This is a genomic window from Bacillus amyloliquefaciens DSM 7 = ATCC 23350, assembly GCF_000196735.1.
Lineage (GTDB): Bacteria > Bacillota > Bacilli > Bacillales > Bacillaceae > Bacillus > Bacillus amyloliquefaciens.
On sequence record NC_014551.1, the window covers coordinates 618,985 to 631,323 of the forward strand.

At 41.5% G+C, this 12,339-nt stretch carries 9 protein-coding genes; 8 read left to right on the forward strand and 1 reads right to left on the reverse strand.

Features of this window, described 5'->3' with window-relative positions; genetic code table 11:
• Nucleotides 1–23: 23 nt before the first annotated feature.
• From BAMF_RS23525 to BAMF_RS23535, 3 genes are all read left to right on the forward strand, one after another.
• Entirely contained in the window at nt 24–2,309 is a 2,286-nt protein-coding gene (locus tag BAMF_RS23525; RefSeq protein WP_013351244.1) for a glycoside hydrolase domain-containing protein, read from the forward strand.
• Between the two features lie 57 nt (nt 2,310–2,366).
• Nucleotides 2,367–2,969, forward strand: a complete 603-nt coding sequence (locus tag BAMF_RS23530) for a hypothetical protein (RefSeq protein ID WP_014469835.1) — start codon at nt 2,367–2,369, stop codon at nt 2,967–2,969.
• Between the two features lie 1,148 nt (nt 2,970–4,117).
• Nucleotides 4,118–4,507, forward strand: coding sequence for a hypothetical protein (locus BAMF_RS23535; protein WP_013351245.1), 390 nt, complete (start codon nt 4,118–4,120; stop codon nt 4,505–4,507).
• Between the two features lie 197 nt (nt 4,508–4,704).
• On the opposite strand, the gene BAMF_RS23540 is transcribed toward BAMF_RS23535, so the two are convergent.
• Nucleotides 4,705–7,182 (reverse strand): tetratricopeptide repeat protein, encoded by a 2,478-nt coding sequence (locus BAMF_RS23540; RefSeq protein WP_013351246.1) that lies wholly within the window; start codon nt 7,180–7,182, stop codon nt 4,705–4,707.
• A gap of 201 nt (nt 7,183–7,383) precedes the next feature.
• Between BAMF_RS23540 and gutB the strand changes: the two genes are divergently transcribed.
• The 5 genes from gutB (at nt 7,384) to BAMF_RS23565 (ending at nt 12,304) form a co-directional block, all read left to right on the forward strand.
• A complete protein-coding gene (gene gutB, locus BAMF_RS23545) occupies nt 7,384–8,445 on the forward strand; it encodes a sorbitol dehydrogenase (protein ID WP_013351247.1) in 1,062 nt (353 codons plus the stop codon).
• A 73-nt stretch (nt 8,446–8,518) separates the two neighbouring features.
• Entirely contained in the window at nt 8,519–9,895 is a 1,377-nt protein-coding gene (locus BAMF_RS23550; protein WP_044051885.1) for an MFS transporter, read from the forward strand.
• A gap of 101 nt (nt 9,896–9,996) precedes the next feature.
• Nucleotides 9,997–10,953, forward strand: coding sequence for a carbohydrate kinase family protein (locus BAMF_RS23555; protein ID WP_013351249.1), 957 nt, complete (start codon nt 9,997–9,999; stop codon nt 10,951–10,953).
• Between the two features lie 232 nt (nt 10,954–11,185).
• The gene (locus tag BAMF_RS23560; RefSeq protein WP_013351250.1) at nt 11,186–11,503 is read left to right on the forward strand and encodes a DUF4306 domain-containing protein; all 318 of its coding nucleotides are present in this window, start codon (nt 11,186–11,188) and stop codon (nt 11,501–11,503) included.
• A gap of 114 nt (nt 11,504–11,617) precedes the next feature.
• The gene (locus BAMF_RS23565; protein WP_013351251.1) at nt 11,618–12,304 is read left to right on the forward strand and encodes a PspA/IM30 family protein; all 687 of its coding nucleotides are present in this window, start codon (nt 11,618–11,620) and stop codon (nt 12,302–12,304) included.
• Nucleotides 12,305–12,339: the final 35 nt, after the last annotated feature.

Below are 12,339 nucleotides of genomic sequence, written 5' to 3' on the forward strand. Positions count from 1 at the left end.
ACAAAAAATAAGGAGTGGGAAAAATGGATGAAATGGTAAAAAAAGTTCAACAATGGGTAAATCTTGTTTACTTAAACAGGCCAGGTTATGTAAAAATTGATGAAAATGGAAAAACAGGGTGGCCTGTGATTGAGGCTTTGATTACAGGATTACAAATTGAAGAAGGAATTACGTCAACTACTGGAACATTTGGACCGGCTACTATGGCAAAATGTCCTACATTATCAACTAAATCTGATTCTTCGAATGAAAAAACAAGAAATCAAATTATGATTCTTCAAGGTGCATTGTATTGCAAGGGATATAATCCAACTGGTTTTACAGGAACCTATGGTGATGGTACAAAGGCTGCTATAAAAAAATTTCAAACTGATGCAGGGTTGTCTAATCAAGATGGAATTGCAACTCCTATAATCTTTAAAGCGCTATTAAATATGGACGCTTTTGTAAATGTAGGAGATGCCAAAATTCGTAATATTCAACAAGAGCTGAATCGGAAATATTATAAGGTCACTGGCCTTAATCCATGTGACGGTAGATACTCCCGACAAACTAATGAGGCTTTAATTTACGCACTCCAGGTCGAAGAAGGAATAGCAGAACCAACTGGAACATTTGGACCTGCTACAAAATCAAAATGCCCGACAATCTCAATGGGTAGCACAAAAGCTAATTTTGTAAAGCTCTTACAATATGCTTTGTACTGTAATAATCGTAATCCAGGAAGATTTGATGGTATCTTCGATGAAAATATGAGAACAGCACTTATTGATTTTCAAAGGTTTTCAGCATTACCTGCCGATGGAGTGGCTGGAATGCAGACCTGGGCATCTCTTTTAGTAAGCAAAGGTGACGAAGATAGGAAAGGAACAGCTTGTGATTGTGCGACACCAATTAATGCTGCCAGAGCAGCAACTTTGAAATCCAACGGGTATAAAACGGTTGGGAGATACCTTACTGGATCGCATCAGATGACGTTGCCTGAATTAGAGACTATATTTGCTGCAGGTCTTAGCGTATTTCCAATTTACGAGAGAAAATCAACTGAAGCTTCTTATTTTACAGAAACTCAAGGGGTATTCGATGCAAGAGCAGCTATTGGTGCGGCTAAGGGATATGGTTTTAAAGAAAATACTATTATTTATTTTACTGTAGATTACGACGCTGTTGACGGTGAGGTTACCAGTCGTATACTCCCTTATTTTAAAGCAATTAAAAGGACATTTGCCCAACTCAATAGTGGTTATCAAATTGGTATTTATGGCGCGAGAAATGTTTGTAGCCGCGTGGCCGCAGCAGGTTACTCAGTCAGTAGTTTTGTATGTGATATGTCTTCAGGATTTAGCGGTAACCGCGGCTATTCACTTCCCACCGATTGGGCATTTGACCAAATTAAAACAAGGAGTATAGGGGATGGGCTTGGGAAAATAGAGATTGATAATAATATCTCATCGGGCAAGGATAAAGGCGTTAATTCTATAGTTTATAATAAAGAAAATAGTAACGATTATGTTTCGACGACAAATAATAAGTTCTTAAATCAATTAAAAGTTTTATATAATACAGCAGTAGATTATGTTACTAAAAAGGAAGGAAATAAACCTAATCCGGTCGGGAATATTACTCAACAGGCAAATGAATTAGTTGCCCAGTATCTAAGAAAAGATGAATATGATGGTTTATTGTGGATTTTAACAGCGGATTTTATTGACTCAGATTTTGTTAAAATAGCTGATGATGTATTGAAGGGACAAGAAAAGAGAATCCTGATAGATCCAATTTCTAAACTGACACTAGATGACGCACATATGATGGCCACTTTTAATGCAATAATTCATAGTTCTGTAGGAATGATACAAGATCTTGCAGGATGGGCAGGTGATTTAATTACAGTAGGGGGAGACACTGTCAAATATAATGCTAATTATAAAACAACTTATGATGCTGCAATAGATTTAATAGGAGGTCAAATTGGTACATTTGGACTTCCGGATTTATTAGGAGATGTAGACGCTGTTAACCTTGCTATGAATACAAGAACAGGGATTGCCTCACAACCAGTTTACAAGGTATTTGAAGAATACTATACTACCGGCTATAGTACAAGATACTCTCAATTTTTCAAAAACAGATTTAATAATTCATTTGAAGCAGTTACTAAGGATGCAGAGTACTATTTAAACACCAACAATCCTGTCTGTTTGGAATTTAAACAGCATTTTAGTGTTAATAATTATACCCAAGAGGATGGTCAAGCAATTGCACAAGCATTTGCAGATTGCCTTAAAGAAAAAATAAAATCTGAATAATTAATTCTTCCCAAAAGTAAATCGCTGTTTTGATTTACTTTTGGGAAAAGCGTTATAATGCATATTATGAGGGGGGCGCATATCATTGTGATACAGTTAAAGATTATATATAAGGCAGTATTAGTAATTTTAATAAGTGCCTGTTTTTTATTGTTTAATGGATGGTATTTTCATAAATGTATTATTGATCCGCATTACTACCAATTAACAGATTTTTCGGAAGAAGATATTCAAATTTTTGAGCATTTTTATAATATTGATCTACCTTCAAACACGAAGTTTATTAAAGCAGAGCAATTTGAAACAGGGATAGGTAATTATTCTGCGATTTTGTACGTATCATTACCTGCCAAAAAGGTAAAGCCTTTAGTTTCTGACTATTCTTATATGCCTATCTTTTATAACAATAGGTATACAGTATTTTATGGTGTTAATATTACAAGCAACAATAAGGAAACAGCACAAATTACATTTGGAGCAGACGATAGTTCGCTGAATGGTTCTTTATGGAGTAAGCAAGTAAGGAATCTCTTAGAATCGAAAGGGAAGTATATTGGCGTTTCAGATGAAACTTATGTTATTTCTGCGTTTATAATTAACATCGTTTTTATTGCATTAATTGTTTGGATCTTGAAAAAGAGCAGAAGAACTAGAGTTTGAATGAAGAAATATTTGAACTCACCAGCATAATGTTGATTAGGAATACTTAAGGGTATATCGGACAGAAAGAGTTTTCATTGCACAGATCTTTATTAAATAATAACACTAAGCCAATTTTAAATGCAGATCAAGAGTATTATAATAGTCTTGTTTTCTCAAGATATAAGCTATTATAAAAATAAATTTAATAGTATGGAAGGAAAGAGAAAGGGGGAAACATGAGGAGATATTTAGGGATAGTGTCACTTATCATGCTGTTATTCACATTGTGTTTTCTACCCATATCCATTGGGCGCTTGGAATTCTAGGAATAGTTGTGTGGGAGGGGCGTAACATATGGTTTCTTGGATTGAATATCAACGATATAATATTCTGCACCACTCATTATAGACTAGAAGAAATGCACTAACTTTATGAAAATACAACCGACTTACAAGGTGTTTTTGATAAAATTGTACTTCAGGCTATCAATCATAATAGCCGGACGTGTCTTCACTTATTTTAAAGCCAATGTCCAACAAGAGTAAATGCACAAGAAAACAATCGAAAAGATATACAAAAATTCACATACACAATAACTGACTGAAAAGGCTTTGATGATATAGATCAATTCTTAAATGTGTTCATCATACCCTCTGCTTTAGAACTGCACAAAATCAAAGATCCGTTGAAAAGTCATCACCCTGCATGTATGGGAAAACCATAAGAAAAGAAGAGGTTGGAAAAAACACTTAAAGTTTCAGGAAAAATTCTATGAAAAAATAGAACGCGATTCTGCAGATGAAAATAATAACTGATTCGTTATTTCGAGCAGGCAAATAAAATGCGCGCGAACAAATTCTCCTCACATCCGCCTACTAGAATTGAAAAAAATAAAATTTTTTGTAAAAGTGTATTTGTTTAACACTTTGTAATTTTTTATTCGAGTATATGGGTTTATTGGCCACCTTGGCAAAGGTTTTATAGATGATACTTCAAATTTTAAGATTCATTTCACAAGAAACTCAAATTTGCATTAATATTAATAAATTTCTATCATACTTATTCATTTCTCAGAAGAAGGATATGGAAAAACCTCTTTTTTTTAGGGGGATATGTTATTATAATTGTGGATTTAAAATATTAAAAAGAAAAGGGGAATTTTAAAGATGAAAAAGTTAGTAATGACACTGTTTACAGCAGCACTTTTGGGAGTTATCATTTTCGCAGGTGGGTCAGAAGCATTTGCTATGGATTCGAAAGGTACAATCAAATTTAAAACAGATGCTAATACATATACGAAAAGAGCTACTTCCATTGTGGTTACTGGTACTTTGGCTAGGGATTTAGATAATGGCTTTTCAGTAATTATATTAAATAATAAAGGTAAAGTAATTGCCAGAAAAGATATTTTGCATAGTATTGGTTCACGTAATTTTCGTGTGAGTTTTTCAACGAAAAATCTTCCTGCAGGTAAGTATGATGTGCAAGTTGGACAGGAGTGGGGAGGAAGATATTGGTCAGGTGAACTAAAACATTATATTACAGTACAGCATTAATACGGCTGTATAAGTATTAACCTCTTCTTGTTAAAAAGTTTAACTTTAGAAATTTGTTTTCTGTGAAATATTAATTTTTCAATCAAGGTATCTTAATCAATTTACTGTACTGATAAAGATACCTTTTTATCTTTAAAAACAACAAGGTTATGAGTGTTTTTCAAAGCTCGTACCGCTAGCCGCAATGTAGTTGTCTTTTAAATGAGAATGTCCATTTGCTCCACCTCACCCCGAATCCCAATCCCAGGCTCCCACGAATCAATCAGACGAATCGCCTTCTGATTCGATTCGATCGCTTTCGGTTTCTCTCCTTTACGGTACAACAGCTGTGCCATTCCGTAATAGTAATAGATCAGCTCAACTTGATTGGCGTTATGTTTGTCATAGAGCATCTGTTCAAAGGCTTTTTCCGCTTTTTCGAGCTGATTACACTTCACGTAAGCCATGCCCAAATTGAAATAGGCTTCTATCGTTTTTTCGCCGCCGTATGCGGCGCTGGTTGTGTTTGCCGCTTCGTATAATGTGATGGCTTCTTCGTAGTGAGAATGGGCGAAACTCAGGTCGCCGCGGACCAGAAGAACCCTGTGCCGGATAATGGGCGAGACGGGCTGATCTTTTATGTCGTCCAGCATTGCTGCCGCTTTTTCCGGGTCTCCGGTTTTTAACAGCAGCCTCGATTGCAGGGCGAGCCCCCATACTTTCAAGTCGTCGTGATCCGGCGCTCCTGATTGTTCCAGAATCTTCAGGCCGGTTTCTACCTGCTGCAAAGCTCCGTCTAAATCATTGACTTCCATGAGCGCCCAGCCTGCCGTGTCGATCCTGAAGTAAGCTTCCCGCGTGTGTTCGCCTGATTGACGGGCGGCATCGGCGGATTTTAATCCGTATTCGATTCGCAGGGGCAGGTTGATTCTGCTTAGAAAATGACTGATACGGGTGATGAGTTCGATCAGGGTTTCATGTTGTCCGGTTTCGCTTGACCATTCGATGACCTTTAGGATATTCGGCCATTCCTTTTTCATTTGCTCTAAATTCCGTCCCAGCAGATAGCTCCAATAGACAGAATTGGGCTGTTCCCGTTTTATATGGGTTTCCGCATAATCAATATAATAATGCGCCCAGCGGCTGCGGGCTTCTTTTTCAAATTCCTGATGTTCGGATAAGTGCTGTTCTCCGTAAGCAACAACGGTTTGATGCGCTGAGTACTGTGTTCTTCCTTCGTTTCGTTCCGGCTGAATCAGGGCATATGACCGCATTTGTTCAATAGCGAAATGAAAACGGCGGGCGTCTAATCCGGCCGCTGCCGCTAAACTTTTCTCATCAGGGGGCTTAGCGAAAAAGCAAAGCGTCTGCCATAGTTTCCGTGTGTCTTCATGACATCTGTCCCATGTGCGGCCAAAGAGAACCTCAAACAATTCCAATAATGAGTAGCCCGCTTGTTTAAGTTCTTGAATGAGCTGCGGAGCGGGGATGTCGTCGTCCGACATGTAAGCGATACTGAGTGCCATGGCCTTCGGGTTGCCGGCGGCTGCCGAGATGAATTCATTCTTAAGGTCAGGCGATAGCTTCAACAGCTGCTCCAGCTTCTCCCGTTTATGCGGGAGGTTGCATGTTTTCAGACAGCGGTGCACTTCTTGCTGAAAAAATTCAAGGGCATCCGTTTGCTCAAGGCCGCTCAGCTGGATGGCCTCCATTTCTCCGAGGCCGTCCCGGTATGTTTGTTTTACGTTTTCCCGCGCCGTAAGGAGGACTTTTACACCTTGCGGAAGGCTGATGATAAATTCGTGAATGTCACGTTCCGCCATATCGATGCTGTCAATAATCAGCAGTACGGGTTTTTCGTTTGAATGAGCGGCTAATGCATTGCGGACGACGAACCGTTTCTCGTTGATTGATTTGTCGATTTGTTCGGTGCGTCCGAGGTGATAGGCGATCGTGTTTAAAAAATCGCTGAAGCTCAATCCTTTCCAGTCAGCACTGATCCAGATGATGCTGCAAAATGCCGTCCAATCTGAAGAACCGCCGATACACGAATAGGCCGCTTCAAGGGCGATTGTCGTTTTTCCCATGCCGGCCCAGCCGGTGATTAAACAGACCGGTGACGGAGACAGCATCCATTGCCGGATCGCTTCCATGTCAAAGCCGCGGCCGATAAAGTTCCCCGTCCGGCGTGACGGCAGGTTATGTGTCACAGGCTGTTCTGTAAGCGCATTCGTTTCAAGGCCGGGTCTGTCGTGAAACAGCCGCTTCACTGCCTTTTCAACGTCTTCATCACTCGGCGCTCCGAATGATCCGTCTTTCCGGAGTATTTTTGCTTTTTTTAGACAGGACGCTGTCCAAGCGGGCAATGCGGGTTTGATGACGGGAATGGTGGTGGTTTCCAGAAGGCCGGTCAGCCATTCAGGACCCATGTCAGTCTTTTCTATAATGATCCAGATCATTCCGAACAGTTTTCCGTCGTCCATTCGTCCGGGGATATAGTTTGCGCCCATCTGTCCGATCCAGCTTTTGATCGTGTTAGAGGAAACGCCTAATCTGAGTGCAATTTTGTCTATATAAGTCTGTCCTGCTTTTACGTTTTTTGTCCTTTTGACTTTGTAATCAGGATGAAGTTTCAGCGATTTGACAGCAGGTGCCAGCAGTTCTGCAAATTGTATCCGGTTTTCTAGTTCAGCCATTTAGCCTGCACCTCCTATTAGTACTATTTTATCAATTCAGTGTTTTTTGTATATGAAAAAATAAAAAGTACAGTGCGGCTGTCCTTTTATACAGCAGGAAAGGCTGTTGAACGTCTTGAAAAGAAGTTAAAATGGTGGCAGTAACAGAGAAAACAAAAATGTATGCACTTACATTTCAGAGCAGAGAAAGGAATTTGCCAAATGACTCACAAAGTGCCTCAAAACATGAAAGCGGCAGTTATGCATAACACGAGAGAAATCAAAATCGAAACATTGCCCGTCCCTGACATCAATCATGATGAAGTGCTGATAAAGGTGATGGCTGTCGGAATTTGCGGATCGGATCTGCATTACTATACAAATGGCAGAATAGGCAATTATATAGTGGAAAAACCATTTATCCTCGGTCATGAATGCGCGGGAGAAATTGCCGCGGTCGGATCGTCTGTCGATCAATTCAAGGTGGGAGACCGTGTCGCTGTCGAACCTGGTGTCACGTGCGGACGCTGTGAGGCGTGCAAGGAAGGGCGTTATAATCTTTGTCCGGATGTGCAGTTTTTGGCGACACCGCCGGTTGACGGCGCATTTGTCCAATATATCAAAATGCGTCAGGACTTTGTTTTTTCGATTCCGGATTCTCTTTTCTATGAAGATGCGGCTTTGATTGAACCGTTTTCTGTCGGCATTCATGCGGCCGTGAGAACGAAGCTTCAGCCCGGGACAACGATTGCGATCATGGGAATGGGCCCTGTTGGGTTAATGGCCGTTGCGGCAGCGAAAGCATACGGGGCAGGCACAATCATTGTGACCGACTTGGAGCCGCTGCGGTTAGATGCCGCGAAGAGAATGGGAGCGACGCACGTCATCAATATCCGGGAACAGGATGCCGGTGAAGAAATCAAAACGATCACAAATGGCAGAGGCGTTGATGCTGCTTGGGAAACAGCGGGGAATCCGGCGGCATTGCAATCCGCACTGGCTTCCGTGCGCCGGGGCGGAAAATTGGCGATTGTCGGTTTGCCTTCTCAGAACGAAATCCCGCTCAATGTGCCGTTTATTGCAGATAACGAGATTGATATATACGGGATCTTCCGTTATGCCAATACGTATCCGAAGGGAATTGAATTTCTCGCTTCCGGCATTGTGGACACGAAGCATCTTGTAACGGATCAGTATTCACTGGAGCAGACACAAGAAGCGATGGAACGGGCATTCCAATTTAAAAATGAATGCTTAAAAGTGATGGTGTATCCAAATCGCTGAGTGAATGGGGAGGATCTTTGCATTCTCCCTTTTGTTTACTGGAAATGAAAACGGATTCTTGGGGTGGGATATGATGATTGAAACAGAAAAAGCAGCGGCAGTAAAGACGAAACATCACGGCCTGACCTGGATTGAACGGATCGGATATGGATTCGGCGATATGTCGTACAATATTATCTTTCAATTTGTAAACGCATACTTATTATTCTACTATACAGACGTCGGCGGCATTAAGCCTGCGGTGATAGCAGCTTTGTTTCTGATCGTAAGAGTGCTGGACGCTATTTTTGATCCGATTATGGGCGTGATTTTAGACAAGACGAATACAAGATGGGGAAAGGCAAGGCCGTATTTGCTGTGGGTGGCGTTTCCTTTTGCGTTATTTACGTTCTTATGTTTTACGACCCCTCATTTCGGCGAGACGGGGAACATGGTCTATGCGTACATCACCTATATTCTGCTTGGGATGTCCTTTAGCATGCAGACGATTCCGGTCAACAGCTTAACGGGGCGGATGACGAATTCCGTGGAGGAACGGACGGTTCTGACGACGACCCGGATGATTTTGGTTTATATCGGAATTCTGTTATCGATCTCCTGTGCGACACCGCTTGCGGACGCCATCGGCGGGACAAACCAGGCGTTTGGATTCCAGATGACGGCGCTTATCTATGCGGCGGTGAGCATCGCTTTGAATTTGTTCAGTTTCTTTACTGTACGGGAGCGGATTCAGCCTGAAAAAAGAAAAAAACAAGGAATGAAAAAAACATTATCTGTTTTGTTCCGAAACAAGCCTTTGCTCATTTTGGTTTCTTCATTTTTGGCGTTTGCGATCGGGTTTAACATTAAACTCAGCACGATGGTGTACTATTTTACGTATAACGTCAATCATAAGGAATTTGTGTTTTTAGGAACCGTGTTGTTTTTCGGGGCAGCGCTGATCAGCAATCTGTTTATTCCTTTCTTTTCTGAGAAGCGGGGCAGAAAACAAGTCATGATGATTACGGCGGCGTTATCGCTTATTTCTTATGCGGGCCTTCAGTTTACATCGTATTCTTCGATTCCGCTTATTTTCTTTTGGCTCTTCGTTTCTGGATTTTTCACGACGCCTTTGAATACCCTTGCTTGGGGAATGGTTGCCGATTGTGTTGATTATGCGGAATGGAAAACCGGAGTCCGGGCTGATGGCGTGGTGATATCGAGCATGAGCTTTATCAATAAGCTCGGAGTCGCGTTAGCCGGGTCATTTTCGGCCGTTTATCTCGGAATCGCCGGGTATGCCGCGAATACCGATCAGACGGTATCGTCATTGAATGCGATTAAAAATATGAATGCGCTCATTCCGGGATTGTTCATTCTGCTGTCTATTATTCTCATTTCTCTTTATCCTTTAACTGAAAAAAAATATAAGCAGATGATGTCTGAACTGGAGCAAAGGGCTGCAAGATGAGTATATGTAAAATTTAAAATATTCTATGTGAACGGTTGTATTTATGAGAGAAAGCACTATACTGAAACTATAATCGAGAACTGACAAATGAGTGTGATAATGTGGGAAGCCAATCTGTTATTTGTATTGGAGAATTGTTAATTGATTTCTTTTGTACCGATGATGTTGATTTGACGGAAGGACGCAATTTCTTAAAAAGTGCGGGCGGTGCGCCGGCGAATGTGTCAGCGGCCATCGCGAAACTGGGCGGAGACGCGGCTTTCAGCGGAAAAACAGGCAAGGATCCGTTTGGGTACTTTCTGAAGCAGACTTTAGACGCCGTACACGTCGATACTTCTATGCTCATCATGGATGAGAAAGCGCCTACAACGCTTGCGTTTGTTTCATTAAAACAAAATGGGGAGCGCGACTTTGTTTTTAACAGAGGAGCGGATGCTTTGTTTACTTTGGAGGATATTGATCTGGAAAAGGTAAACGATGCGAAAATCCTTCATTTCGGCTCAGCGACGGCATTGTTATCAGATCCGTTTTGCACGGCCTATTTACGGCTGATGTCGATTGCGAAAGACAATGGACAGTTTGTTTCCTTCGATCCTAACTACCGCGAGGATTTATGGAAGGGAATAGTTTCAGAGTTTATAAGCACCGCCAAAAAAGCAATTGCTGTAAGTGATTTTGTGAAAGTCAGTGACGAGGAGCTTGAGATCAGCGGTGCGAAAGATCATAAAGAAGGTGTTGCAATCCTTCATGAGATCGGGGCCGGCATTGTGGCGGTGACACTCGGGAAAAGCGGGACCCTTCTTTCAAATGGGAAGGATCTTGATATCATTCCGAGCATTCCGGTGACATCAATAGACTCAACGGGAGCGGGAGACGCGTTTGTCGGCGCAGCGCTGTATCAGCTGGCACGCACGGATGAAATTCAGACGGCAGCTGAAGATTTTGCGAAGCTGCGTGATATTGTGTCATTTGCCAATAAGGCAGGGGCGCTCGTGTGCACTAAAATCGGTGCGATCGATGCTTTGCCTAGCTTAAAAGAGGTTGAAGTCTCTCTGTAAAATATCGGGGATGTTTCTTGAAATTCATCGGACTTCGGGAAGCATCCTTTTTATTTAGGTCTGAAACCCATTCTGATATACGGTATACTTTATAGGGATATCCAGTAAATTGAACCAATGTGAAGTACATACAATAATGTTTTTATAAAATCGAAGTAAAACCAAGTTTCTGCTGCTGCCGTCATGTATAGTGTGACGGCATAAGAAATTGAACCGCGGAGGAATGCTTTACATGAAAAATGTTTTTCTTATCGTGCAATGCGCGTTTTCTGTTTTTTGTTTTTTCTGCCTCGCCGCTGTGAATTGGTATCAGGGGAGTGAGCTTGTTTCTGATTCGTTTGATTGGAATTATACGGCTAAATTTTCAAAGCTGCTGAATAATACGGATACGATCACAAGTCCCGAACAGATATCGCAGCTGGATTTCTTTGTGTATTCTGCGAAGCATTATCCGTTAGTGAGCGGTTTGATGATCGGGCTGTTTATTTATTTTTTGTTTTCATTGTATTTGGTTATAAAGAATATCCGCCGGCATAAATGGGCTGAATGAGACTTTTTTTATATATTTATACATAAACTCATGAGAAAATGAAACTTTTTTGAAAAAAACCAGTATATATAACTGTGAACTTGTTACTATTTAATTTTGGGAGGAAAATGAAAAATGAGTATTTTAGGACGATTTAAAGACATTATGTCAAGCAATATTAATGCGTTGCTGGATAAAGCTGAGAACCCTGAAAAAATGGTTGATCAATATTTGCGGAATCTGAACAGTGATTTAGGAAAAGTGAAGGCGGAGACGGCTTCTGTCATGGCTGAGGAACAGCGGGCGAAAAGAGCGTTAACGGAATGCCAGGCTGAGGCCGAAAAGATGGAAAGCTACGCGATGAAAGCTTTACAGGCCGGAAATGAAGCTGATGCGCGGACATTTCTGGAAAGGAAAGCAGCCGTTGAATCAAGGCTGACTGAGCTGCAAACGGCTTATCAGCTTGCTTCTTCCAACGCGTCTCAAATGCGCAGCATGCATGACAAGCTTGTTGCCGATATCGGGGAGCTTGAGTCGCGGCGAAATGCCATTAAAGCGAAGTGGTCTGTGGCAAAAACACAGGAGAAAATGAACAAACTGGGATCCTCTGTTTCAAATGCGGGCCAATCGATGACAGCTTTCGATAGAATGGAAGACAAGGTCAACCGGGCGCTTGATCATGCCAATGCGATGGCGGAGCTGAATGCGTCTCCGAAAGACGATATTGACGAGCTGACGGCTAAATATGACAGCAATCAAAGCAGTGTCGATGATGAACTGGCGGCGCTCAAGCAGAAAATGCTTTTCAGTAAAGATCAATAGACAGCGGGCTGAGCTTTGTCCGATATAAAGAGAAA

Coding starts and splice junctions, on each gene's coding strand:
- BAMF_RS23525 (WP_013351244.1), top strand. CDS start 24: ATGGATGAAATGGTAAAAAAAGTTCAACAATGGGTAAATCTTGTTTAC.
- BAMF_RS23530 (WP_014469835.1), top strand. CDS start 2,367: ATGCATATTATGAGGGGGGCGCATATCATTGTGATACAGTTAAAGATT.
- BAMF_RS23535 (WP_013351245.1), top strand. CDS start 4,118: ATGAAAAAGTTAGTAATGACACTGTTTACAGCAGCACTTTTGGGAGTT.
- BAMF_RS23540 (WP_013351246.1), bottom strand. CDS start 7,182: ATGGCTGAACTAGAAAACCGGATACAATTTGCAGAACTGCTGGCACCT.
- gutB (WP_013351247.1), top strand. CDS start 7,384: ATGACTCACAAAGTGCCTCAAAACATGAAAGCGGCAGTTATGCATAAC.
- BAMF_RS23550 (WP_044051885.1), top strand. CDS start 8,519: ATGATTGAAACAGAAAAAGCAGCGGCAGTAAAGACGAAACATCACGGC.
- BAMF_RS23560 (WP_013351250.1), top strand. CDS start 11,186: ATGAAAAATGTTTTTCTTATCGTGCAATGCGCGTTTTCTGTTTTTTGT.
- BAMF_RS23565 (WP_013351251.1), top strand. CDS start 11,618: ATGAGTATTTTAGGACGATTTAAAGACATTATGTCAAGCAATATTAAT.